Origin of the sequence: Pseudoalteromonas piscicida, from assembly GCF_002208135.1 — a bacterium.
GTDB lineage: Bacteria > Pseudomonadota > Gammaproteobacteria > Enterobacterales > Alteromonadaceae > Pseudoalteromonas > Pseudoalteromonas piscicida_A.
Genome location: NZ_CP021646.1, coordinates 524,767 through 549,760, shown reverse-complemented (window position 1 = coordinate 549,760; position 24,994 = coordinate 524,767). Strand labels below are relative to the sequence as shown.

Below are 24,994 nucleotides of genomic sequence, written 5' to 3'. Positions count from 1 at the left end.
CTCTTTATTGTTATGATGCGATCTATAATGGCAAAATCCGGTTCAAGATAAAACCTCGAATCGCAGAAAATGGAACATAGAAAATGAAAATCTACCTCGTCGGCGGTGCAGTTAGAGACGAACTGCTAGGGCGCCCAATAAAAGAAAGAGATTATGTGGTCGTTGGCAGCACACTCGAACAAATGATCAAGTTGGGGTATCAGCAAGTTGGTAATGATTTTCCTGTGTTTTTACATCCAACCACCAAAGATGAGCACGCACTTGCACGCACTGAGCGTAAAAGTGGTCAAGGATATACCGGATTTATTTGTGACTTCGGCCCTGAAATCACACTGGAAGAGGATTTGCTGCGCCGAGATCTCACTGTCAACGCTATCGCCAAAGATGATGATGGTTCCCTTATCGACCCATACGGCGGCAAGAAAGATATAGAAAGCCGCGTATTACGTCACGTAAGTAGCGCTTTTAGTGAAGATCCACTTAGAGTATTACGAGTAGCTCGGTTTGCGGCTCGCTATAAAGAATACAACTTCACCATTGCAACTGAAACTTGGCACCTGATGCAAACCATGGTTGCTAACGGTGAATTACAAACCTTAACCAAAGAGCGTATTTGGCTAGAAATAGAAAAGACGATCCAAGATAAAGGTTTAGGACACTTTCTACATACCGTTTGGAGGCTTGACGCACTTGATGCCGTTACTCCATACCTCCCCAAATGGGATCAAGCAATCTATGACAAATTCCAAAATGCACTCTCTAGACTTGAAAAGAACGATGCGTTCGATGGCTTAGCACAATTCAGCCTTGCCTGTTACTTTTCAGGTACTTGCTTGATTCAGTTGGAGCAAGCAAAACAATTCAAAGTGCCGAATGTTTACATAGAAAGCAGCAAAGAGCTCATCACAAATCTTGATTTATTGAGCAAGGAAAATAAAACGTCGGATGATTGGCTTATCATATTACAAAATATTGACGTATGGCGCAGACCAGAGAAACTAGAGCGTTTTTGTTATATTTGTAGCAAGGTAAGTGATAATTTCCGCGCGCTTTGTGACAAACTTACGCAGAACTTTTTAGCAACTCGCAACATAGACGTACAAGAGATCATTGCAGAGGGCTATCAGGGAAAGGCTATTCAAGAGCAGCTCAATCTCAGGCGCTTAAAAGCTATACAAAAATAGCCATTTCATATAAAAAGATAGGTTGATTTTCAGCCTATCTATAAAAGTTCCAACAAAAATGACCACCAGAATACCAAACGCTCATTTTTAGCACAGCAAATACCACATAAAAGTTACAAATCCAGCTACAAAAACGCTCAAAATTACCGCTAAAACTTATACCACTTCTATCAAATTTGAATTTATTGTTTTCAAAACAATAACAGCATTTGTAAACGCTCACTAACCGTAAACAAAAGATGACACAAAGCAATACGCCAACCACCTGATTTACAATGGAAAAATAAAATCGAGAACAACAAAATCACACATTACACCTTTTATAAACATCATACACATTTAAACAAAAGCTATATTTAACAATTGTTTATGATAAAAACACGGCACCTATATTGCGATATATCACCTTTCAAAGTATGGAAAGAGTTGACCGTCGTTATAAACAAAGTAAATAAGGGTCAAAATGTTGAAGAAGTTAAATCTAGTTACCGCAGGTATCCAAGTTGCCTTAGTGGCTGGTGCCGTAAGTAGTTCAGTAGCTGTTGCAAACGAACAAACAGAAGCAAAATCAGTAGAGCGTATTCAAGTTACTGGTTCTCGAATCAAACGTGTGAACCTAACTTCACCTACTCCAGTTACTGTTATTGGTGGTGTGGAGCTTGAAAACCAGGGCATCACAAACGTAAATGACCTTTTAGCTGAAATGCCTCAAGCAACAGTTGGCCTATCTCCAGAGAATACAACTAACTATATCTATGCATCAGGCTTAAATACAACTGACCTACGTGGTTTGGGTTCAGAGCGTACGTTAGTACTAGTTAATGGTCGCCGTTTTGTGCCTGGCTCTGTTGGTGACACTGCGGTAGATTTAAACAACATCCCAACTTCAATCATTGAGCGTGTAGAAATCGCAACGGGTGGTGCTGCGGCAGTATACGGTGCTGACGCTGTAGCTGGTGTTGTAAACATCATCACCAAAAAGTCATTCGATGGTGTAGAAGTTGATGTATCTACAGTAAAGCCTGAACAGAGCGGTGGTGAAGAATACTTCTTCTCTATTACAGGTGGTCAAGAGCTAGAAAAACTATCTTTCATTACATCATTAAACTACACCAAAAATGAAAGCTACGCGAAACTAGACCGTGACTTCTTCAAGCGCGGCATGAGATCTATCTCTAACCCTAAAAATACAAGTGGTAGTGACGGTATTCCTGCTGATATCGAGTTTAATCACCCAACAGCTCTTGGCTATTACTCAGAGCGTGGTGACTTCTTTGCTTGGAAAGGTACAAAGACACGTGAAGCTTTTGAAAACAACCACTTCACTTTCGATGAAGACGGTACAATGCGTCCTTTCGATTACGGTCTTGGTCTAATCGACGATCCTAACCCAGCAATTTCAAAGCGTGCTGCTGGCCGTTACACTTACGACGAAGCAAACCCTGGTGATGCTATCTTCAGACACGGTTATAAAGATTATTTCCGCACACCTCTTGAGCGAATGATCGGTACTCTTTACGGTACTTATGAGCTGAATGATGAACATGCACTAACATTTGATGCGACTTATTCTAAGACAGAAGCAACGACTGAAAGTAGCCCAGCATTTTTCTCACACACAATCCGTCGCGATAGCGCATTTGTAAATGATGCCATGGGTAAAGTGATGGATGACGCAGGTCTAGACTCAGTAACACTTTATCAAGCAAATGAAAACTTATGGGGTGACCGTAAGTATAACCAAGAGCGCGAAGTGTTCCGTTCATCAATTGGTGCTGAAGGCATCATTAACGATGACTGGAGCTACAGCACATACTTCCAATTCGGCCGCATCGAACAAGACACGCTGTGGACTGGTGAAGTTTATAAAAACAATCTAGCATACGCTATCGATTCAGTAGTTGATGATAACGGTCAAGTTGTGTGTGCTACCCGTGATGCTGACGGTAACGTGACTGGTGCGCGTGAAGGTTGTGTACCATTCAATCCAATGGGTGCGACAAGCGCAACTCAGGAACAACTAGGTTATATTTCAACGACTGCAACTCGTTTTGCAAGACACGACCAAGCAGTATTTGGTGCTACGGTTGATGGTGTATTATTTGAATTACCAGCAGGTTACGTAAGTGCAGCGTTTACAGCTGAGCACCGCCGTGAAGTTGCTAAGATCCGTCCATCTGAAAACATGGAGCTTGGTCTTATCAAAGGTAACTCAAGCCTACCTATGGATGGCGAAATCGAAGTTAAAGAACTCTCAGCTGAGATTTCTGTACCGCTACTGATGGATGAGTTCCTAGCGACTGACCTTACTTTTGAAGGTGCATACCGCTACATGGATTACTCTGTAACAGGTGGTGACGATGCTTGGAAACTAGCACTAAACTGGGGCGTAACTGACGAACTACGTGTACGTTTAAACCGTTCTAAATCAGTACGTGCGCCAAACCTAGGCGATCTGTTTACTCCTAACTCTAAGACATACAGTTCAGGCCGTGCAGACATTTGTCGCGCAGATTCAATCGCTGAGCTAAGCGATGACTACAAGTACAGAAACAACATCATCAACAACTGCCAAGCTGCTGGCCTAGCTGCTGGTTGGATGCCTTCTGATGAGTGGTTATCTGGTGGTAGCTTACCTGGTTACATCCAAGGTAATACAGAGCTAAAGAACGAAGTATCTAATGACTACACTATCGGTGTGATTTACACGCCAGAGTTTGTTGAAGGTCTAGACCTAACTGTTGATTACTGGTCATTTGAAATCGACGGTGCAATTGAGTACTTTGGTCGTGACAGCATTAAGCTATGTTACGAAGCCTCTTCTTTAGACAATCCTTTCTGTGGTAACTTTGTACGTAACAAAGATACGGGTGAAATTGAAAACTTCTACTCGCGTCCAATTAACGCAGCACAAATCACCAAAAAAGGCATGGACTTTGAATCTGCATACAAATTTGACGCATTAAACGGTGAGTTTGCACTTAAACTAACTGCGACTTATTTGATTGAAGATAACCAAAACTCAACAGGCCGTGCGGAAGACTTCCGTAACTACATGGGTGAGACTGATGACGCACCTCGCTGGAAAGGTCGTTTCAGTGCACTATACACGCATGATGATTCCGCATACGTAGTAACAGTAAACTATCGCCACAGCACTGTTGAAGATAACGAGTGGACACCTGAAGATAACAACTTCAATGCGGTTTCTTCCTACACTACTGTAGATTTCATGTATAAAACATACTTGGTTGAAGATCTACAATTACGTGTTGGTATAAATAACGTATTTGATAGAGAGCCGCCTCGTACACCGTATACATACGATGACGGTGAATTCTTCGATGTTAAAGGTCGTCGTCTATCACTAGGTATGAAGTATAACTTCTAATCTGCTGTAAAATTACGACCTGTAAGCCTCCTTTTTGGAGGCTTTTTTATTTAATCCCCACCTTTTATCGTATTTTCGACGCAATTGGACAAACTTGAGTATTCACCTCTCCCGCTTATGATTTAATACTCTTGTTAATTTTTTTGTAATAAGCATTTCGTGTAGCAAGGCAGCTAATCATCCATGAAAACAAGCAAGTTAAGCATTCGACTTCTTTGGTATATCACACCACTTGTGATACTACCCTTGTTGTTTCTTGGCGGCTTTACACTCACGAACGTAACTAGCTCAACGCAAAAACAAGCCAAACTCATTGTTAGTCGTTTCGTTGAACAACAACAGCAGAAGATGTTCAATTATATTGAGATCTACCAGTCCACAACAAAACTGCTCTCAACCTCTCCTGTACTTAGTGACTTTCTTAATTCTGCCAACCTTGAAAGGATGGAAAAAACCAAGCGTTTAGGTGCACTGATGGATGTTTTTGCCAGTTACAGTGAAGCGTATCCTGATATTATCAGCATCAATCTTTTATCTCCCAATGGCAGAAGTTCCGCATTTTATTCCAGTAACTTGGGGGAAGCACCAAACCTCTACCCTTTCGCCAAACAAATCATGCAAAGTAACTTGCGCCAACATCAATTTATGGTTGCCTCAAGTGCAGGTACTCAGCTGTATTTTGTCCAGCAAATCTACAGCGTAGATTACGAACTCAAGCAACCTAGACAACAAGGTTATATCGTCGTACAAGTCTCTCCTTCTCTTTTAAGTACCAGTATTCTCGAAGCACCATACGACAATACGCTAAACCTATTAGTGAGCATTGATGGTGAGGTGCTATTTAGTTCAGACACGAACCTCATTGGTCACTACTTAAGCGCCAGTGAAATAGAAGAAATTGGCTATATTGCTGACCTTGGGCAATTAGACTCAACCGTTATTCATAGTATTGATAACGTAGAAAGGATGACCTATAGCGCTCAACTAAGCGGTGGCTACTTCTATATTTCAACGATCCCCAAATCACTACTTTATCGCTCAGGTAAAACCATTAGTCTGATCACGGCTCTGATCGTTATTCTATCTGTCGTTACATTGCCGATTTTGATTTTTATTGTGGTCCGCAATCTGTTGCTCAACCCCATAGAATTACTGGGGAAGCGAGCCATCGGGTCGGAGATGGCGACCTGATGGTGGCGCTACCAGAGCATAACAGTGACGAAGTTGGCATTCTTTTCAGAGATTTCAACCATATGATCGGCCAAATTCGTACCTTTCAGCGCGAGCTTGAGGATTACAAAGAGCACTTGGAAGAGAAAGTTGAAGACAGAACCAAAGAACTGGAAGAAACCAATAGCAAGCTAGAAGTTGCCATTGTGGAAGCAGAGCAAGCAAACCAGCTTAAAAGTCGCTTTTTAGCTAACATGAGTCATGAGATCCGTACTCCGCTTACCGCTATTATGGGGTTTACCGAGCAGCTTATACAGCATCCTAATTCTCCAACCTCAAAGCAACATCTAGACACTATTTTGAGAAACTCTAAACACCTTTTAGAGCTTATCAATAACATCTTAGATCTTTCGAAAATCGAGGCGGAGAAACTCGATGTTGAGGAATCTGAGGTTATGGTTATGCCACTCATCAATGATATCGAGTCCATCATTGAACCGATGACAAATGAAAAGTTACTGAACTTTTCCACAGAGTTTATTCTCCCCTTACCTGACAAGCTTTACACCGACGTTACTCGCTTAAAGCAAATCTTGCTTAACATCGCAACAAATGCAGTGAAATTTACTGAATACGGCGGCGTTCATTTAAAAGTAGAATTTAAGCCAGAATCCGAGAAGTTTATCTTTAGTATCAAAGACACCGGAATTGGCATGTCGCAAAATGAGCTAGAGCGTGCATTTAAGCCATTTGAGCAAGCTGACACAACAACAACTCGGCGCTTCGGTGGCACAGGACTTGGCCTTTGTATTTCAAAGAATCTTGCACAATTGCTTGGCGGCGATGTACACGTACAAAGCCAACAAGGCACAGGAAGCTTATTTTCTGTTGAAGTATCGGGTAACTTCAAAGATCGCGCTTACACTTGGCTAAACGCGCTTGAACGACCTACACAGCCAGATAATCAGAAAACTCATATTGCGGCGGTAAAAGAGCTTGATGCCAAGGTCCTCGTTGCGGAAGACAACCCCGATAACCAAGAGCTTATTAGGCTGCTACTGTCTAACTGGGGTATAGTTCCTGATATTGCTAATAACGGTGCTGAAGCGGTTGAAATGGCGCTGGTTGAAGACTATCAACTGATCTTAATGGATATGCAAATGCCAATCATGGGTGGTGAAGAAGCGACACAAATGCTCAGACATGCAGCCTATGATGGACCAATCATCGCGCTTACCGCTAATGTGATGAAACACGATATAGACAACCATGTTAAAGCAGGGTGCGATGCCACTCTTGGCAAGCCGATAGATAAAGAATTACTAGGTAAATTGCTACTAGAGTATCTTGAACTTCAAAATGACAAGTCCTCTTCGTGGGATGCCTTGTTACACACCGAAAAGTTCTTACAAATAAGTCGCAATTACGTCGAAAAACTGCCGTCACAGCTAGTTGAGCTGCAAAAACTTTATGATACACAAGAATGGGAATCTTTAAGGGCACTGGCACATAGTATCAAAGGCAGCGCGGGTTGCTTTGGCTTTATGAATATTCATGAAGCCGCAGGGGAATTAGAAACAAGTTTGCAAAAAACACAAAATAGTAACCGCCATTACTATTTGCTTAAGCTCACTGAGGCTATGCGCTATACCCTATCAATAGACCATCAAGCGGATAATAGTCACTTAGGCTAATGGTAAAGCCATGAGCATTGCATCTTCACGACCATGAGTGCTCGGGTAGTAGTTTTTTCTCAAGCCCATTTCGACAAAACCATAGCGATGATATAACGCGATTGCCGCAGTGTTTGACGCTCTTACCTCAAGAAAGATATTTTCTGCCTGCAAGCTCTCCGCTTGCGCTAACAAATCTTCCATTAATGGCTTCGCGTAGCCCTTACCTTGATAATTAGGACGAATACAAATATCCATCAAGGTTAAGTCTGGGCCCGCACGCTCTGCAACGTAGAAGCCTACCAGCGTATTACCATCAACAATAGCCGTATTAAAGTAACGACCGTGAAGGCAAGACTGCATGGTTTTCTCACTCCAAGGAAAAGCATGACAAGCTTGTTCTACTTGCATAATCTCATTAAGTGGAAACTGCAGTAAACCACCTTGCTTAACTTGCATCTTGCTGACTCCAGATTAATTGCCACAACTCACGCTTTTGACTTGTACTTAGTTGTACACTTGGCAAACTCAATTGGTTATTCTTAAGTGCGATCGTATTGCCCATGACAACCTCAATTTTTCTACCCATCACCAATTCAAAGTCCTGCAACAAAACAGCCGGTAAAGTTACTTGTTGAAGCTCATTCGCAGCAGTAGTAACAACAGCGTTAGGGTCAAGATGTGCAAATGTAGAATTTAGCTTTAGCGGTACAATATCAAGAATATCTGCGTAAATCGGATTCATGGCTAAGCAGCTTAATTTTTTAAGGGAGTTTACTTTGAAAAAATGCGAAGTGCAAAATAAGAAGTGGCAGGGGCGGCAGGACTCGAACCCGCAACCATCGGTTTTGGAGACCGCTGTTCTACCAATTGGAACTACGCCCCTGCAATGTCGACGCATTATAAAGCGCTTTTTTGAAAGGTAAAGTGAAAAAATCACTTTTTTGATTCAACTGCTTCTAAAACAAGCAAAATGGCGAATATTTATCATATTCGCCCTTTTCTTAAGCGGGGTGCTAACTCATTTTAGAGTCATTATTCCCGCTAGAAGATCAACAAGAAGAAAATATATCTACATAGCAGCTAGTTAGAAAGCTAGCTGTTCTCGATACCATCATCTATACTATGCGCAGAATTTTTTTGATTTTTTGCGTCTCGTCGACGTTTTAGTTCAGCTTTGCCCCAAGCTGAGGACTCTTGCATATCACGACGAAGCTCTTTTTCTCTTCAATACTCAGCCATCGCGGACCCGAGGTAATTCTATCCATCTTGCGCCCCCCAACTTATCGCAGTACATTTTAAAACACATTAAAGCATGGGTTACCAGCAAGAAATATTGGGGATATCTTTAGATTATTCCTCATACACATCTTGAAAGCCATCAATACTGCCCAAAAATCACACAGCGAGGAATAACCTCATTAAATAAAAGGATCAAATCATGGGTTTGAAACCAGGGCCAAAACCAATTGCCAAATCAACTGGCAAGCCAGTTCAACGTCGACGTGACAACAAAAAAACGCCAGGCAACACTCCGGGCTTAAAGCCGAGCAAATCCTCGACTAAGTAACGCCACCTCAATATCGGGTCAGTGTAAGCGGTACTGACTCTTGTTGTTAAAACCCCCAAACACGCTTCTGCCCCAAAATGAGTTAGAGTTAAGGTCTCAGTCGAGCGAAAAGCAGATCTTCTCCTTATCTATTTTCGGCTGTCCATTTACAAGTTTCTCGTATAGTCAGGAAAACGAGCGATTGGATCCTTTTCGCCCTCAAGTAACTTTAGCTGCAAAGGCTGAAAGCTATTTGTAGCAATAAGTTATCCATTATGATAAAAATCCCTTAGATAGAAACTCGAGACGGTTCACGGCAGAAAAACGACCCAATCGCTCGTAGATTAAGATTGTTATGTTCAAAGTCGAGGTTTATAGTGCAGTTTGTAAAAAGATACGAAGAAGCTACTGGTTTAGATTTAGGTGGGGCTATCACTTTATTTATCGTGTTTCTTGTATCGTTATTATTACTCGCCTGCGTATCTAGCTTTTATGACTTAAAAGAAACTATATTTGGTGCAAGCATAACTAAACATGTTAGTGACATAATGACAGAACATGAAGCTGGTAAGAGTATTTTTTTATTATCATTTGTAGTGCTAGTTTTAGGGTTCATTAAATCAACACAAATAAAAGAAGGGGTAAATCAGTTTTTTGAAAATCGTATCGTGATCCCAACTACGAATTTCTTGATTGGATTGATTTCTGTCATGTTGGCTGTTTCAACCTCTGTATCTGTTAGTTTAGTTGCTACTTATGGTGTTACTGACCAAGTTATAATAATTTTATTCTATGCTTATTTGAAAAATATTGTATTAAGCTTATTTCTTTTGTATCCATTAATTATTTTAAATTTCAATTCTTCAGGAACAATGCCTAATTCTAAAAAATACATTTTAGCTTTAGTCTCTGTTGTTATGTATATAGCTACCCTTTCTTTCTATCACGAAATAGACATATTTTAATAAATTGAACATAACACATATGAACCTTATCCGGTCAAGTAAGCATAACGATTCTTTTTAGCTGCTTTTAAGCAGCTAATTTGTATTGGCAAAGAGTACGAATCGATGACACCCAATACTATTTGCATCAACGCTGGACAAACTTAGGTTAAAAAGTATCAAAATACTTAAATCACTGGGTACAGAAACGCTCATCTATAGGCCAATTTTGAGCGCCCAAGCGTATCTCCGCACTAAAATTGGGTTATCACGCACGGCAACGCGCTGCAAATACGGCAGTTATAGATTTTCGAGTTGATAGTGTTCGCTTTACTAAGCCAACAAGCGCTCGCAGTTTGTTAGGTTTGTCCGTCGTCGTTTTTGCAGTGTTTCACAGTAAGCGGTTATTGTTCGCTCTCGACCAACTGCACCGTGGAATACCCGAGAAAATTGCGTAGTGAGTTTTATCCAGTTCTCAGGTTCGATATTTAGTCGAGTAAGAATGGGTTGTGACTCAAAGATATAGCCTCGTTTGTCGGCGCGAATACATTGGCCTGTGAGTTCAACCAACTCAATATAGGATTTGAGTTCAAAAGGTAGGCCTTTAGGCATATGTTTTCGTGGGCTACCAGCAAAGCGTAGGAGACTTTTTGGTTGTTTACCTAATTTCGCATGGTCAATGCGCTTTTTGATGCTGGTGTAGTCTGAGGTCTCGGGCGTTGCGGCGATTTTGGCTCTAATTGGGTTTAGGTCTACGTAAGCGAGACAAGCAGCCAGTGCTGCCTCGTCTAGTAATGCTTGGGATTTAAACCGTCCTTCCCAAAACCGACCTGTACAATTATCTTCTTTATTTGCTCGGCGGGCGATGTCTTCGTTAAGTACCCGCATAAACCAGCTAATATCTGCGAGTCTTTCTCTGTACTCATGAACCAGCTCGTCGAATATCAATTGTTCCGACTCATTGAGTGGCTCACCTTCAGTAAATTTACGGCTTATCCAATTACCTTTAAACAACTTGTGCCATCGTATCACAATCGTTTTATCCGACAGGCGCTTAGCCTTTTTATCATCAACATATAAAACAATGTGGGTGTGATTACTCATCACAGCATAAGCACAGACATCAATACAAAACACGGAGCCCAACATCAGGAGCTTTTCTTCAACCCAATCACGGCGGTGTTCGTATGATTTGCCAGTAAATTTATCTTCACCGCACAAAAATGCGCGCCTTACGCAACGGGAGATGCAGTGGTAGTATTTGGTGTCGGTTAGACTGATTTGTCTTTTACGGGCAGTAGCCATAGTTTGGTTTCCTCAATCCTTTGAGTGCAGAATTAAAGCTTAGACGGCATCTTAGGATGATGCAAATTAGTGATGGGTGTCAGCGATTTACTTTCTGCGAGCCAAAGGGTATCTGTTGTTGATGGCAGCAATACCGTGCTCTGGCCATGTTTGAATTGCAACAGTGGCGGCTGGGGACGGGCGCTGGCACAGCAGGCTGAGCAGCCACAAAGGAAGACTGAGATTTCTGAGGCGCTTTTTTCTTATGATGCTTAGCGCGATGATAATAGAAGGATTTTGTACTGAGGTTGTGCTGCTGGCAAAAATCAGTGATAGACAAGCCACTAAGCGCTTGCTGCTCGATAAGTGTAAACCATTGCTGCGCGGTCTTATGTTTAGGCATGATTAGCTCCGAGTTAAAATCAGAGCTTTACTTTATAAGTTCTGATCACTCAGCGGCTAGGTGTGGTTTGGCCGACGCTTACAGCCTTTCTATCATCAACATATAAAACAATATGAGTGTGATTACTCATCACCGCATAAGCACAAATATCAATACAAAACACGGAGCCCAACATCAGGAGCTTTTCTTCAACCCAGTCCCGGCGGTGTTCGTATGATTTGCCAGTAAATTTATCTTCGCCGCACATAAAAGCAAGCCTTACGCAACGGGAGATACAGTGGTAGTATTTGGTGTCGGTTAAACTGATTTGTTTTTTTACGGGCAGTAGCCATAGTTTGGTTTCCTCAATCCTTTGAGTGCAGAATTAAAGCTTAGGAAGGTGCAAATTAGTGGTGGGTGTCAGCGATTTGCAGCGATTTGTTCACTAGCGTAATTGCTTATTAAGGCGAATTTAGATGTAATGAATACATAATGAGCGCTGAGCAATGCAGGGAAAGCTTACATAACACTAGCTAGGAAAGTGAGGGCCTCCAAAAAGCTTATTTTTTCTAAGTAAGCCATAGCATAGACAACACCAACTCTGACACACCGAGCAGGTAGCGGCTCAGTCCAACAAGCGATTATGCTACACAAACTGCGTGTCGCATAAATACTAAATGTTAGTAGTCTATTTAGACTACTACCGAATAGGATTCAGATGTCTGAGAAAAACGATAACATAAATGATTTCCTAGATTACTATTTTGAGTTTGAACAGGCTCCAGAATATGCTGTCATGATCAAAGGAGCATGGGGTTCGGGTAAGTCGTGGTTTATACAAAAAGCGCTTGACCGTCTGACGGAAAACTCAGGTAAATATTTATATGTAAGTCTTTATGGGATGGTTTGCTTTGAGGATATTGAAAACTCGTTTTTTGAGCAAATGCATCCTGTGCTTTCTTCAAAGGGAATGAAACTGACTTCAAAGATTGCTAAAGGACTATTAAAAGCAACGATTAAATTAGATTTAGATGGTGATGGGAAGAGTGAAACAACAGCTAAAATCCCAGCTGAAGAGTTAAAATTGCCAGATTACCTGAAAAACACAGATAGCTTTGTACTCGTCTTTGATGATTTAGAGCGATGTTCAATGAAAATTGGTGATGTATTAGGTTATATAAATCAGTTTGTTGAGCACCAAGGCTATAAAGTACTAATCGTTGCAAATGAAGATGAAATACTTGATAAATCTGATGACAATAAATGTTACTCAAGAGCAAAAGAAAAACTAATTGGCAAAACCTTTGAGCTGGTTCCAAATACCGATTTAGCACTTGAATCTTTTATAGATTCTTCATCATCAGATAAAATAAAAAAAATCTACAAAGATAACTTGACCAATATAATTTCAGTTTATTCCAGTTCGCAATGTAAAAATTTACGGCACTTAAAACAAGCGCTATGGGATTTTGAACGACTTTACAATGCGTTGCCAAGCTCCAGCTTTGATAAAGTAGATTTGATCACTGAACTTCTTAATTTATTCTTATGCTTCGCATTTGAAACAAGGAGCGCAAATTATTCAATCCAAATAATATCTCGCGTAAAAGATAGTATATACGATGGCTTACTCGATAAAGACAAAGATAAGCCCAAATCACTATATTCAGTTTTATCTTCAAAATATCCGATGATCAATTTTAGTGATTCTTTAGTAGAAGAATCAGTATGGGTTGATTTTTTGATAAGGGCATAACTGATAAACAGAAGATAAAAGAATCAATAGAGCGTAATAAGCATTATCAAGATACTAATACTGAAAACTGGGTTAAGTTATGGCATTACCATGACCTTTCTGATTCGGAATTCGAATCGCTTTTTGAGATTGTGAATCAAGAAGTAATTGACCATAAATATACGCATCATCAGATTGTTAAGCACTTGGCCGGTTTGTTCATTCGACTATCAGATATATCTTTAATACCTTTCGATAAGTCTAAGGTTTTAAGCTTGTTTAAAATATATGTAGATTTCCTTTTTGATAATAACCACCTTCCCTCTGAATTAAATCACAATAGCTTTGAATATGACAGAGATGGCTGGGGTGGCCTAGGTTTTTCTGGAAGGGATCTTAAAGAGTTTGAGCAATTTGAAGAGTACCTTAATGAAAAAATAGAGCTATATAAAGTAAAGTGCATACCAAACATTGCTGGAGAGCTGATTGAATTAATGCAGAGTGATACAGACTTATTTACACTTAAATTAATCCAGTGTAATAGGGAGGAAAATTTATATTACAACACTCCAATATTAAAGGACATTGACCCAAATAAATTTGTTGAAATACTGCTTTCTCTTCCTGGAAGTAAATTTAGACAAGTCGGCTATATGTTTAAACATCGCTACTCGGTTAAACAATTTAATGCAAACCTATTAATTGAATTAGAGTGGCTAAAAAATATTGAATCATTACTGGAGCAGAAACAAATCGAGTCAAGAGGTAAATTAAGTGGTTACAGAATAAGTCTTTTAATCAATGGCTACATAAAAACCTCTATAGAAGCTTTGGAAGAAGACAACTAACAAGGCACTCAAGTCGGAGCAGAAACAAGTTACAGCTTCACCATAATCGGTTTGATATATGTGAAATGAGGTGCTGTGTAGCCACGGCCCCAAAAAAATAGCAGGCCTGCATCACTATAAACATCACTGCGAAGAAACCGAATACCTCCGAAAGGTTTTTAGGAAAGTAAAAATTCATAAAAAAGGCCAGTCAGAAATACTGACTGGCCTTTTCTTAATCTAACGAAAGCTAGGTTAAGTTTTTACAAACAAGCTTATTCCCACTCGATTGTCGCTGGCGGCTTACCTGATACATCGTAAACCACGCGAGAAATACCATCGATTTCATTGATGATACGGTTTGAAACGTGGCCTAGTAGCTCGTATGGTAAGTGTGACCAACGTGCCGTCATAAAGTCAATCGTTTCAACACAACGTAGTGAGATCACCCAATCGTATTTACGTGCATCGCCCATCACGCCAACAGAGCGTACAGGTAGGAACACGGCGAATGCCTGAGACACTTTGTGGTAAAGGTCCGCTTTATGTAGCTCTTCAATGAAGATAGCGTCAGCACGGCGCAGTAAGTCACAGTATTCTTTCTTGATTTCGCCAAGTACACGAACACCAAGACCTGGGCCTGGGAACGGGTGACGATAAAGCATGTCATATGGTAGGCCAAGCTCTAGACCAATCTTGCGAACTTCGTCTTTAAATAGTTCACGTAGTGGCTCAACCAGACCAAGCTCCATATCTTCAGGTAATCCACCCACGTTGTGGTGAGATTTGATCACATGCGCTTTGCCGGTTTTTGATGCTGCCGATTCGATAACATCAGGGTAAATCGTACCTTGTGCTAGCCATTTCGCATTCACACGCTGGCTTGCTTGCTCATCGAATACTTCAATAAAGGTATGACCAATTGCTTTACGTTTGTCTTCAGGGTCGTTTAAGCCGTTCAGCGCGTTAAGGAAGCGCTCTTCAGCTTCTACTTTGATGATGTTCAGACCAAACTTATCACCGAACATATCCATTACTTGCTGGCCTTCGTTCAAGCGCAGTAGGCCATTATCAACAAATACACAGGTTAGCTTATCGCCAATCGCACGGTGAATAAGCATTGCAACCACTGACGAATCAACACCACCAGATAGGCCAAGGATAACTTCGTCATCCCCTACTTTCTCTTTGATACGCTCAATTGCATCTTCAATGATTTGCTCAGGCGTCCATAGTTTTTCACAACCACATATATCAATTGCAAAACGCTCTAGTAAACGCAAACCTTGCTGAGTGTGCGTTACTTCTGGGTGGAACTGTACACCGTAAAAACGCTTTTCTTCCCAAGACATTGCCGCATGAGGGCAAGTATCCGTTCTCGCTGAAGTTTTGAACGTATCTGGAATTTTAGCAACTTTATCGCCATGGCTCATCCACACGTCTAGGTAACCTGCACCATCTTCGATGTGATCTTCAATCGCTTCAAATAGCTTACAGTCACCTACTTTCTCTACTTTTGCGTAGCCGAACTCTTTTTTATCTGAGCTATGAACCTGACCACCAAGCTGCATTGCCATCGTCTGCATACCGTAACAGATACCCAGTACTGGCACGCCTGCTTCGAATACGTAATCTGGTGCTTTTGGGCTACCTTCAAGCGTCGTTGACTCTGGGCCACCTGATAGAATGATACCTTGAGGATTGAACTCACGGATCTGCTCTTCTGTCACATCCCAAGCCCAAAGTTCACAGTAAACACCTATTTCACGTACACGACGTGCAATTAGCTGAGTATATTGCGAACCAAAGTCTAAGATCAAAATTCGGGAATCGTGGATATCTTTGCTCATTGATAATCTCGTTAGTTAGGAACTAAACAGGATAAAGCCGCATTGCGCCTCTATCAAAAGTAATAAGGGCTAGCAATTTGCTAGCCCAGAAACACGCCTTGAGGCTTAACCCATACGGTAGTTAGGCGCCTCTTTGGTGATCTGCACGTCATGTACGTGAGACTCACCCATCCCCGCAGAAGTCACACGGACAAACTGCGGCTTAGTATTTAATTCTTCAATGGTTGCACATCCAGTTAGACCCATTGCACTACGAATACCACCGATTTGCTGATGGATAATCGTTGCGATTGGTCCTTTGTATGCTACGCGGCCTTCGATGCCTTCAGGTACTAGTTTGTCAGCAGCATCGCTCTTCTGGAAGTAACGGTCAGACGACCCTTCTTTTTGGTTCATCGCACCAAGTGAACCCATACCACGGTAAGACTTGTAGTAACGGCCTTGGTACAGTTCAACTTCACCAGGAGACTCTTCAGTACCCGCCAGCATTGAACCGACCATTACGCATGAAGCACCAGCAACTAGCGCCTTCACGATATCGCCAGAGAAACGGATACCACCGTCAGCAATCACTGGAATATCACGGCCTTTTAGGCCTTCAACTGCGTCTGAAATCGCGGTAATTTGAGGTACACCACAACCCGTAACGATACGAGTAGTACAGATAGAACCTGGGCCGATACCTACTTTAACGGCATCCGCACCAGCGTCAGCCAGTGCAATTGCACCTTCAGCTGTTGCTACGTTACCTGCAACGATCTGTAGTTCTGGATAAGTTTCACGCGTGGCTTTAACGCGGTCGATAACGCCTTGAGAATGGCCGTGAGAAGTATCGATTAGTAGTACATCAACACCCGCTTCAACCAAAGCAGCAATACGCTCATCAGTACCAGCACCGACACCAACAGCAGCACCAACACGCAGACGGCCTTGCTCATCTTTACATGCGTTTGGTTTATCTTGCGCTTTTTGGTAATCCTTAACGGTGATCATGCCTTTTAGTGCAAATGCGTCATCAACCACTAAGATTTTTTCGATACGGTGTTCGTGCATTAGGCCAAGGATCTCTTCACGAGATGCGCCTTCTTTTACGGTCACTAAGTCATCTTTCTTAGTCATGACCGTTGAAACTGCTTTTTCTAGCTTAGTTTCGAAACGCATATCACGGCTAGTTACAATGCCTTCAAGTTGGTTGTTTGCACCAACAACCGGGAAACCTGAGAACCCCTTGTCCTGTGCAAGTTCCATTGCTTCTGCAATCGTAAGATCAGAAGTAACTGTCACAGGGAAAGAGATAATACCCGCTTCATACGTCTTAACTTTACGTACGTTGCGAGCTTGTTCTTCGATAGTCATGTTTTTGTGGATAAAACCAATACCACCTTCTTGTGCCAGAGCGATCGCTAAGCGTGCTTCTGTCACTGTATCCATTGAAGCGGAAACAAGCGGTAAGTTTAATTCAATCCCACGAGTCAAACGCGTTTTCAGGTTTGCTGTGTGAGGAAGAACAGTTGAATGAGCTGGTACTAAAAGTACGTCGTCAAAGGTAAGGGCTTCTTTTGCAATTCTTAGCATGTTCGCGGCTTCTCTCAAGTGAACTGAGTATAAGGAATTGCGTGCGAATTTTATCAGCGTTCCTTATGGGAGTAAATAAAATTTAGCAAAAAATGTGATAAAGTGACTGTGAATTTTTTATGGAGGCCAACATGGGATACCCCAATAATAATAAAACCTATTCTGTATCAAGACTTAACAGAGAAATACGCGCGCTCTTAGAACAAGGTTTTGCCTCTGTACAACTTACCGGAGAAATTTCAAACTTTGTTGCTCCGGCCTCAGGGCATTGGTATTTTTCTCTAAAAGATGACAAAGCACAGATAAAAGCGGCCATGTGGCGAGGTAATAATCGTTACTGTAACCACCGCCCTGCCAATGGTCAGCAGGTAATGGTACAAGCTAGAGTGTCAGTGTATGAACCGCGAGGCGACTATCAATTGATAGTCGAGCAAATGGCCCCTGCTGGTGAAGGTTTGCTCAAACAGCAGTTCGACGCCCTTAAAATGCAGCTAGCCGCAAAAGGCCTGTTTTCAGCTAGTCACAAAAAGCCTTTGCCAAGTGCCATTAATCGCGTGGGGGTCGTCACCTCAGCGACAGGGGCTGCCATCAAGGATATTTTGACTGTACTTAAACGCCGTGCCCCACAGTTACAGGTCGTTATTTACCCAGCCTTAGTGCAAGGCGATGAAGCCAAACAGCAGATTTGCAAACAAATCGCTCAGGCGAATACTAGACGCGAGGTAGACGTATTGATCGTTGGCAGAGGTGGCGGCTCATTAGAAGACTTATGGAGCTTTAACGAGGAATCCGTCGCAAGGGCCATTTTTGCCAGCTCAATTCCGGTGATAAGCGCAGTAGGCCATGAGATAGATACTACCATTTCCGACTATGTTGCAGATGTCAGAGCGCCAACCCCATCGGCGGCCGCAGAGCTAGTGAGCCCAGACTCAGAAGCGCTAAAACAGCGTACTTCACAATTGCTACAATATCTCCATCAGGCTTTTAAACGTCGCCTTGAAGGTGCATCACAGCGTTTGGCAAATTTTGAAGCCCGACTGCAGCTACAACACCCTAAAAATCAACTTATGCAGCAAACACAGCGAGTTGATGAATTAGAGCAACGATTAATTCGTGCTCAAGCTCATCACTTACGTCAAAAGCAATCACAATTTCATTTGCTGCAACATCGATTTGATCGATTACATCCAGAACAAAGGATTGCTCAATTCAAGCAATTGGTCGCACAACTCAGTGATAAGTTGCAGTATGCAATGGAGCAAAAGCTTAACACACAAAGGCACCAACTCGCGGTATCAAGTGCAAGGCTGGACAGTGTCAGTCCACTGGCGGTGCTAGCTCGAGGCTATAGTATCGCTAAACAAGAAGATAAAGTGATTAAGTCTGTGGCGGATGTCGACCCAGAAAAGCCGATAGTCACACAACTTGCAGATGGTGAGGTGGTGTCTATGGTAAAAGCAACCCAATAAGTGGATATAAAAATGGGGAAGTTGATTTCCCCATTTTTAATCTAATAACCTTACAACATCGCTGAAGTGATTGACTCGTTTTCGAGCTTATCATCATCTTCGAGGAAGTTTTGGTTCATGCTCTCGGCAGGACATGGGCAAGACGGCTTACCAACCACCTTAGCAGGAATGCCCACCACAGTAGTATGCGGTGCAACAGGGCTGAGTACAACGGAACCTGCCCCAATTCGAGCGCCCTCTCCTACTTCAATGTTGCCAAGTACTTTAGCACCCGCGCCAATCAATACACCGGCGCGGATTTTCGGGTGACGGTCACCCTGCTCGTTACCCGTACCACCAAGCGTAACTGATTGCAAAATAGAAACATTATCTTCAATAACTGCGGTTTCACCAATGACTATACCAGTCGCATGGTCAAACATAATACCATGACCGACTTTACAAGCAGGATGGATGTCAACACCGAATACTTCAGAGGTTCTGCTCTGTATAAAGCGAGCCAGCTCTTTTCTGTCTTGACGCCATAAGCAGTATGCCAATCGATGTGCTTGGATTGCATGAAAACCTTTCAGATTTAAAATTACGTTGAGATAACTATCGGCAGCCGGGTCGCGATCTTTAACCGCTTTTATATCATGTGCAACATGAGTCAGCATGGTATCGCAGTGCACAAAGGCTTGATCGAACAGCTCGCGAATTGTAAATGCTGAGACCACGGCATCCGCTAGCTTATTCGCGACGATAAAGCTCAGTGCAGAACCAAGACACTCGTGATTTAAAATACTCGAGTAAACGTGACTAGCAAGCAGTGGTTCGCGAGCAACCAACTCATTGGCTTCTTCGCGTAACTTATTCCAAATCTCATGTCTCATGTGACGAACTTCCGATAATACTGATACTTCTCATAGTGTAACGCTTAGAGTCATTGAGTGTCATGTATTATAAAAAATCAGGCTTCAAACACTTGGTTATATCTAATAACCAATTCCCTTTTTCTATCTCAAAGCCATAGCGGCAACACAGTCCCAAGTATTCTTACAATTTAGCACTGTCGAACTGAACAGATCTTCGTATAATAACGCCCCATTGAATACTACCAACGCGGGATCGCTAATATGTCGATAAAGATCAAGACAACGAATACCAACAAACCAAATGGCACAGGGCTTGCGCGGATAATCAAAGCAACGCATTGCTCAGCGAAAGGAATGAAAGCAGCCTATAAAGAAGAGTCGGCATTTAGACAAGAAACGTGGCTACTGGTGGCAAGTCTTCCTTTATCAATCATATTGGCGCAAAGTATTGCTCAGTGGGCCTTATTGGTCGGTAGTGTACTGTTGATATTGGTCATAGAACTTATCAACTCGGCAATCGAAGCGCTGACAGATCGAGTGAGTACCGAGCACCATTTACTATCTGGTCGTGCAAAAGATATGGCGTCAGCGGCCGTTACGCTGACATTATTAATTAGCTCGTTAATTTGGATAGCTGCCGCAGTGGAGTGGTTCAACACCATAACCTAATATTACGCGTGGTTTTGACACAAAAAATGGCGGCTAAGTTTTTAGCCGCCATTTTTATTACTTATTAATAGTTATTCAAACACTTTTTCTACATCTAACGTTTTAACATTCTTACTTGGAATATTCAGCGGATATGTAGCAATTTCAGCATCTTCTGCCAGTAATACATCAGGCTTTTTCGTGTTATAAGTCATAGGAGATGACTGCTCAGCACTTAAACGCTGCGCCATATCTTTGGCATCACCGGTGATAAACACATAGTGAATATCGTTGGTCTGCAAATTCTCTTTGATCACACGATTGATGTCTTCAACAGACAGCGACTCTAGCTGCTTTGTCACATAAGCAACAAACTCTTCCGTGTCGTAGAACTGGCTATCTAACGCATAACCAAGCTGTCTATCTTGGCTCGCCACCATTTGCGGCACAAAGTTGATCAAGAAGTTACGTGTCGCTTCAAAATCTGCTTTGCTCATCCCTTCTTTGATCAGCTTGTCGAGTTCAAACAATGCGGTACGCGTTGCAAAATGGGCATCGTTATTAGAGCGAAGTGGGCGTAGCCACACTTGGAAAATTTGCTCACTACGGCCTAAGTTTGCATCCGGCTTAGTTTGGAACATACCGCGCGGAAAGTATTCGATGTAAGCATAGTCACCATAGTTCATACCACGAACCTGACGGATACGCTGGTACAAGTGGCTGTTTGAACTGCGGTGCTCACCAAAGTATGAACGCACTAACCAAAGCGCAGCCCAATCTTTGCTGCTACGAACGGTGTCGATTGGGAAACCAAATGAGACCGCCGTTGATTTTGCATTCTTTTCTACGATGGTTGCATGATGGCCAGATAGCTTAGGGGCATCAGGCACTTGTAAACGTGCTTCTTCACCTTTAGGTAAAGCCGCAAGATCGTTAAACATCGCTTCTTTTAGCTGTTTATCGAGTGCACCTGTGATACCCACGTTTAGTTTAGCTTGAGTAAATTGCTCAGCATAGAAGGCCTTAACGTCATCCAATGTGATTGCTTCTAAGTCTGATAGATCACCAAAGTTATAGCTTTCGTATGGATGGCCTTTGTACAGCTCGTGATAGAGCACTTCTTTACCTAGCTCTTCATCATTTGACGCTTTCAAACCTGCCTTAATACCGTCGATTAGCTCTTTTTTCAGGCGTTTAAAATCATCTTCTCTGAACCCTGGGCTCAAAAGCTGCTGACTCACAATGCCATACCACTGGTCGGCATTGTCTTTATGAATACGACCACGTAAAGAAATCATTTCTTTATCGATTTGATAGCCAAAGCTACCAGCAATCGGGTACAGCGCCTTTTGAATTTCTTTGTATGATTGCGACTCACTTCCACCATTGGCAATCATAGCTGCAGTAAGCGCAGCAAGACCTTTTTTACCTGCAGGATCGGCAGCAGCACCTGTGTAAAAAAGAAAGTTCACATCTACCAGCGGTGAGTTATTGGTCTTGTCTAATACGTTGAAATGACGCGTTACTGGCTTGTCCATTTTTGCCACTAACTTATCTAAGTTAACTTCTTTATCAAAACCAGGCACAGATTCAAGCGCAGACATCGTCACCGTGGTGCGGCTGCTGTCCACAAAGTATTTATTGGCAATATCACGAATATCTTTTGCTGTGACTTTATCTGCACTTGCATACAGTTCATTCACCACTTCGGGGTCACGCTCAAAATGCATGTAGCTTGCAAGTGTCGAAGCAATAGATTGTGATGAGTCAAGGCCGTTAATAAAGCTGTACTTTAGGTTTGATTTAAGTGCAGCAAGTTTATTTTCATCTACCAGCTCTGTGCGTGCTTTTGCGTAAGTGTTATTGATTGCATCACGCACGGTTGCTAAATCTTTTTCATCTTCTACTTTAACGAAAACATGCAGAAGACCTGGGTCTTTGGTTTCAGGGTTATAGGTAAACATTTGGCTTGCAAGCTGTTTGTCTACCACTAACTCTTGATACAACGCTGAATTTTCAGAGAAATAAAGCTGCGAGATCAAATCAAGTGCCGCTCGGTCTTTTTTCTTCGGCTCCCATGCAGCGCCTTTATACGAAACTAGCAACCAGTGACCCGGTAAGCCATCATACTTTTCGTGAACGTAACGCGCTTTGTCTTGCTTTGGCTCAACAGGAATATCGGCTTGGTAGTCACCCTTTTTCCAATTACCCCAGTGCTTCTTCACCATAGCCATAGTTGCTTTAGGATCTACATCACCTACGATCACAAGTGATACATATTCAGGCTTGTAAAAACGCTCAAAGAAGGTTTTACCATAGGCCATTTGATCAGGCATTGCTTCGATGTCTTCAAAAAAGCCCATCGTTGTGTGTTTATAGGTATGTTTATCAAATGCTTCTTTTCTTACCGCAGAAAGCAGTTTTCGAACTGGGCTGGCATTATTTTTAAGGTATTCACCTTTCACGGTTAGTGCTTCAGTACGGAACTGCTCTTCACTGTAAGTCAGATTTTGAAAAATATCTGCTTCGATTTCTAATACTTTATCTAAATGCTGCTTCGAGAAATTTAGGTGATAGTTAGTGTAGTCATTGGTCGTGTAGGCGCGATTATCCACACCTGAATTTTTCAAAATGTCTGAATAAACATCTTGCGGATACTTTTCTGAGCCTTTGAACATCATATGCTCAAAGAAGTGAGCAAAGCCGGTTTTACCCGCTTCTACTTCATTACGCGAACCAACAGAAACCGGAATTTGTAGCGATACCACATCAGGATAGTTAGTTTTAACTACCATGACGCGAAGGCCATTTTCTAGCTCTTCCAAAACATAATCTTGGGCGAATACTTTATTGGATTGGGCAGCTTGAGTACTTACAGCTGACTGTTGAGCTTGGTCTGAATTCGTCGCTGCGCAGCCACTAAGCGCTAAGCTTACGGCAAAGCTGGTTGCTAGTAATTTGAATTTCATGAATTTGGTCCTAATCATATTTTTTATTCTAAGTAAGTCGTGTTCACTTACGTTAGCAAACCTCCTGATTATGCCCCAAAGTCATACTAATTCGCTAATTTCCAAGGTGATTTACCACCCTAATGTGTAAACAAATATGAAATTTTGGTTTGAGCACTTGAGATAAATTCATAATTATTGAAATTCTTTCATTAAAAAAATCTATCTAGACGTCTAAATGGCTGCTATATTAGTAAAGAGATACAGAAATGCTTTTGTGGAATGAGGATTATGGCTTTAACGCTTCAAGAGAAAATCATTGACCCTAACCAAGGGGTATATTTAATTGGTACCACACCACCTAAGATTGGCACCGACCCAGAGCAGCTAAAATCAATTGCCGCTAAACTTTTGGGCCGTTTACATGAGATTGAATACGACGGCGTGATCATCTATGACATTCAAGATGAAAGCAGCCGTACTCAAGTACCACGTCCATTTCCTTTTAAGCACACCGTTGATCCGTGTGAATATAGCCAGTTGATCCGCGAATTGTCGCATCTTGATGTAATTACGTATAAAAGCGTGGCACAGCGCGATAGTGAAGCTTTCGGTAATTGGTTAAGCAGCACTAAACAACAATATGGGTTAAACAATCTAGTATTAGTGGGTAGTCCGTCTTCACAAGGCGACATTAAGTTGCCGCTTTCTGAAGCCTATAAAGTACTGAAGCATCACCAAGATGACTTTTTCTTGGGTGGTGTGACCATTGCAGAGCGCCACGCCAGTAAGCGTAATGAACACGAAAGGCTGATTGATAAAACAGAGCAAGGCTGCCAATTCTTTGTTTCCCAAGCGGTGTATGATGCTCAAGCAACCATAGATCTTATCACGAGTTATGCTCGCACCTGTAAACAGCAAGGGCAAACACCAAAGCGCATTATTCTTACCTTTACTCCATGTGGTGGAGAAAAGACCTTACAGTTTATGGAGTGGTTGGGGATCTCAGTGCCAGAAGCGACTAAATGGCGCATGTTAGATGCGGATAATACGCTAAGTGAATCAATCCGTATTTGCAGAGAAAATCTTGATCAAATCTTAAAGAGCTGCTCACATCTAGATATTTCTCTCGGCCTAAATATTGAGAGCTTAACAAACCGCAAAGAAGAAATTGATGCGTCTATAAACCTTTATAGACTGTTGAAAGCGACCATGGAATTATGCCTTGCGGAAAAGCAAATTGCTTAATGCACTCTAGGGCCTGTTGATCTTCCAAGTTTGTTTTTGCAGCAGTTTGATTGGTATTTATACAAGACAGAGCCTGCGTGGCATAGTCATTCTATGTAAATCTGGCGATAAAGACTTTGTGCTCCTGCAAAGTCACCTTACCCCACATCCTTGTGGGGCAACACAGAAGAAATACCAATCAAGCGCTGGCCTTTGGGTTCACCTGAGTGCGCTTTGTTCATTGTTGCTCAACTTTTGCCTAGATTACTAGGCGGCAAGTCGAG

Annotated in this window: 17 protein-coding genes, 1 tRNA gene and 2 pseudogenes; 10 read left to right on the top strand and 10 right to left on the bottom strand. The window is 42.1% G+C overall.

Annotated elements, in window-relative coordinates; genetic code table 11:
- Window positions 1-83 precede the first annotated feature (83 nt).
- The 3 genes and pseudogenes from B1L02_RS02645 (at window position 84) to B1L02_RS02635 (ending at window position 7,439) form a co-directional block, all read left to right on the top strand.
- Window positions 84-1,184, top strand: coding sequence for a tRNA nucleotidyltransferase (locus tag B1L02_RS02645; protein ID WP_088529806.1), 1,101 nt, complete (start codon window positions 84-86; stop codon window positions 1,182-1,184).
- Between the two features lie 463 nt (window positions 1,185-1,647).
- On the top strand, window positions 1,648-4,575 hold the full coding sequence (locus B1L02_RS02640) for a TonB-dependent receptor domain-containing protein (RefSeq protein WP_088529805.1): 2,928 nt from the start codon (window positions 1,648-1,650) through the stop codon (window positions 4,573-4,575).
- Between the two features lie 183 nt (window positions 4,576-4,758).
- Window positions 4,759-7,439 (top strand): annotated as a pseudogene (locus B1L02_RS02635) (ATP-binding protein).
- Here the strand turns inward: B1L02_RS02635 and rimI are convergent.
- From rimI to B1L02_RS02620, 3 genes are all read right to left on the bottom strand, one after another.
- A complete protein-coding gene (gene rimI / locus B1L02_RS02630) occupies window positions 7,431-7,877 on the bottom strand; it encodes a ribosomal protein S18-alanine N-acetyltransferase (protein WP_088529804.1) in 447 nt (148 codons plus the stop codon). The pseudogene B1L02_RS02635 and the gene rimI overlap by 9 nt on opposite strands.
- Window positions 7,867-8,163: a hypothetical protein gene (locus B1L02_RS02625; RefSeq protein WP_088529803.1), complete on the bottom strand. Its 297-nt coding sequence runs from the start codon at window positions 8,161-8,163 to the stop codon at window positions 7,867-7,869. The genes rimI and B1L02_RS02625 overlap by 11 nt, the downstream gene beginning before the upstream one ends.
- Window positions 8,164-8,227: 64 nt before the next feature.
- Window positions 8,228-8,304: transfer RNA gene (locus B1L02_RS02620), tRNA-Trp, on the bottom strand.
- Between the two features lie 555 nt (window positions 8,305-8,859).
- Here B1L02_RS02620 and B1L02_RS24980 point away from each other — a divergent pair.
- Entirely contained in the window at window positions 8,860-8,988 is a 129-nt protein-coding gene (locus B1L02_RS24980; protein WP_257790106.1) for a hypothetical protein, read from the top strand.
- 356 nt (window positions 8,989-9,344) lie between these two features.
- Window positions 9,345-9,932: a hypothetical protein gene (locus B1L02_RS02615; RefSeq protein ID WP_088529802.1), complete on the top strand. Its 588-nt coding sequence runs from the start codon at window positions 9,345-9,347 to the stop codon at window positions 9,930-9,932.
- Between the two features lie 312 nt (window positions 9,933-10,244).
- On the opposite strand, the gene B1L02_RS02610 is transcribed toward B1L02_RS02615, so the two are convergent.
- The 3 genes and pseudogenes from B1L02_RS02610 to B1L02_RS02600 all read right to left on the bottom strand — a co-directional run.
- On the bottom strand, window positions 10,245-11,216 hold the full coding sequence (locus B1L02_RS02610) for a transposase (protein ID WP_088529801.1): 972 nt from the start codon (window positions 11,214-11,216) through the stop codon (window positions 10,245-10,247).
- Between the two features lie 79 nt (window positions 11,217-11,295).
- On the bottom strand, window positions 11,296-11,598 hold the full coding sequence (gene tnpA, locus B1L02_RS23655; protein ID WP_157757219.1) for an IS66 family insertion sequence element accessory protein TnpA: 303 nt from the start codon (window positions 11,596-11,598) through the stop codon (window positions 11,296-11,298).
- Window positions 11,599-11,680: 82 nt separating this feature from the next.
- Window positions 11,681-11,930: pseudogene (locus B1L02_RS02600) on the bottom strand (transposase); the annotation flags it as partial.
- A 365-nt stretch (window positions 11,931-12,295) separates the two neighbouring features.
- Here B1L02_RS02600 and B1L02_RS02595 point away from each other — a divergent pair.
- Together B1L02_RS02595 and B1L02_RS02590 are read left to right on the top strand one after the other, a co-directional pair.
- Complete coding sequence (locus B1L02_RS02595; protein WP_088529798.1) at window positions 12,296-13,333, top strand: P-loop NTPase fold protein; 1,038 nt, start codon at window positions 12,296-12,298, stop codon at window positions 13,331-13,333.
- Between the two features lie 131 nt (window positions 13,334-13,464).
- Window positions 13,465-14,160, top strand: a complete 696-nt coding sequence (locus B1L02_RS02590; RefSeq protein WP_088529797.1) for a hypothetical protein — start codon at window positions 13,465-13,467, stop codon at window positions 14,158-14,160.
- Between the two features lie 254 nt (window positions 14,161-14,414).
- Here B1L02_RS02590 and guaA read toward each other — a convergent pair whose 3' ends face one another.
- On the bottom strand, window positions 14,415-15,989 hold the full coding sequence (gene guaA, locus B1L02_RS02585; protein ID WP_088529796.1) for a glutamine-hydrolyzing GMP synthase: 1,575 nt from the start codon (window positions 15,987-15,989) through the stop codon (window positions 14,415-14,417).
- Between the two features lie 105 nt (window positions 15,990-16,094).
- A complete protein-coding gene (gene guaB / locus B1L02_RS02580; RefSeq protein ID WP_088529795.1) occupies window positions 16,095-17,564 on the bottom strand; it encodes an IMP dehydrogenase in 1,470 nt (489 codons plus the stop codon).
- A 131-nt stretch (window positions 17,565-17,695) separates the two neighbouring features.
- Here guaB and xseA point away from each other — a divergent pair, with 131 nt between their 5' ends.
- Window positions 17,696-19,033 (top strand): exodeoxyribonuclease VII large subunit, encoded by a 1,338-nt coding sequence (gene xseA, locus B1L02_RS02575; RefSeq protein WP_088529794.1) that lies wholly within the window; start codon window positions 17,696-17,698, stop codon window positions 19,031-19,033.
- Between the two features lie 50 nt (window positions 19,034-19,083).
- Here the strand turns inward: xseA and cysE are convergent, their stop codons facing one another.
- On the bottom strand, window positions 19,084-19,905 hold the full coding sequence (gene cysE, locus B1L02_RS02570; RefSeq protein ID WP_045987778.1) for a serine O-acetyltransferase: 822 nt from the start codon (window positions 19,903-19,905) through the stop codon (window positions 19,084-19,086).
- Between the two features lie 243 nt (window positions 19,906-20,148).
- On the opposite strand from cysE, the gene B1L02_RS02565 reads away from it, so the two are divergent.
- Window positions 20,149-20,556, top strand: a complete 408-nt coding sequence (locus B1L02_RS02565) for a diacylglycerol kinase (protein ID WP_088529793.1) — start codon at window positions 20,149-20,151, stop codon at window positions 20,554-20,556.
- 71 nt (window positions 20,557-20,627) lie between these two features.
- On the opposite strand, the gene B1L02_RS02560 is transcribed toward B1L02_RS02565, so the two are convergent.
- The gene (locus tag B1L02_RS02560; protein ID WP_088529792.1) at window positions 20,628-23,504 is read right to left on the bottom strand and encodes a M16 family metallopeptidase; all 2,877 of its coding nucleotides are present in this window, start codon (window positions 23,502-23,504) and stop codon (window positions 20,628-20,630) included.
- A gap of 270 nt (window positions 23,505-23,774) precedes the next feature.
- On the opposite strand from B1L02_RS02560, the gene B1L02_RS02555 reads away from it, so the two are divergent.
- Complete coding sequence (locus B1L02_RS02555; protein WP_069022749.1) at window positions 23,775-24,731, top strand: methylenetetrahydrofolate reductase; 957 nt, start codon at window positions 23,775-23,777, stop codon at window positions 24,729-24,731.
- Window positions 24,732-24,994: the final 263 nt, after the last annotated feature.

What these genes read in the sequence shown, in the direction of transcription:
- B1L02_RS02645 (WP_088529806.1), top strand. Translation starts at nt 84, where the DNA reads ATGAAAATCTACCTCGTCGGCGGTGCAGTTAGAGACGAACTGCTAGGG.
- B1L02_RS02640 (WP_088529805.1), top strand. Translation starts at nt 1,648, where the DNA reads ATGTTGAAGAAGTTAAATCTAGTTACCGCAGGTATCCAAGTTGCCTTA.
- rimI (WP_088529804.1), bottom strand. Translation starts at nt 7,877, where the DNA reads ATGCAAGTTAAGCAAGGTGGTTTACTGCAGTTTCCACTTAATGAGATT.
- B1L02_RS02625 (WP_088529803.1), bottom strand. Translation starts at nt 8,163, where the DNA reads ATGAATCCGATTTACGCAGATATTCTTGATATTGTACCGCTAAAGCTA.
- B1L02_RS24980 (WP_257790106.1), top strand. Translation starts at nt 8,860, where the DNA reads ATGGGTTTGAAACCAGGGCCAAAACCAATTGCCAAATCAACTGGCAAG.
- B1L02_RS02610 (WP_088529801.1), bottom strand. Translation starts at nt 11,216, where the DNA reads ATGGCTACTGCCCGTAAAAGACAAATCAGTCTAACCGACACCAAATAC.
- tnpA (WP_157757219.1), bottom strand. Translation starts at nt 11,598, where the DNA reads ATGCCTAAACATAAGACCGCGCAGCAATGGTTTACACTTATCGAGCAG.
- B1L02_RS02595 (WP_088529798.1), top strand. Translation starts at nt 12,296, where the DNA reads ATGTCTGAGAAAAACGATAACATAAATGATTTCCTAGATTACTATTTT.
- guaA (WP_088529796.1), bottom strand. Translation starts at nt 15,989, where the DNA reads ATGAGCAAAGATATCCACGATTCCCGAATTTTGATCTTAGACTTTGGT.
- guaB (WP_088529795.1), bottom strand. Translation starts at nt 17,564, where the DNA reads ATGCTAAGAATTGCAAAAGAAGCCCTTACCTTTGACGACGTACTTTTA.
- xseA (WP_088529794.1), top strand. Translation starts at nt 17,696, where the DNA reads ATGGGATACCCCAATAATAATAAAACCTATTCTGTATCAAGACTTAAC.
- cysE (WP_045987778.1), bottom strand. Translation starts at nt 19,905, where the DNA reads ATGAGACATGAGATTTGGAATAAGTTACGCGAAGAAGCCAATGAGTTG.
- B1L02_RS02565 (WP_088529793.1), top strand. Translation starts at nt 20,149, where the DNA reads ATGTCGATAAAGATCAAGACAACGAATACCAACAAACCAAATGGCACA.
- B1L02_RS02560 (WP_088529792.1), bottom strand. Translation starts at nt 23,504, where the DNA reads ATGAAATTCAAATTACTAGCAACCAGCTTTGCCGTAAGCTTAGCGCTT.
- B1L02_RS02555 (WP_069022749.1), top strand. Translation starts at nt 23,775, where the DNA reads ATGGCTTTAACGCTTCAAGAGAAAATCATTGACCCTAACCAAGGGGTA.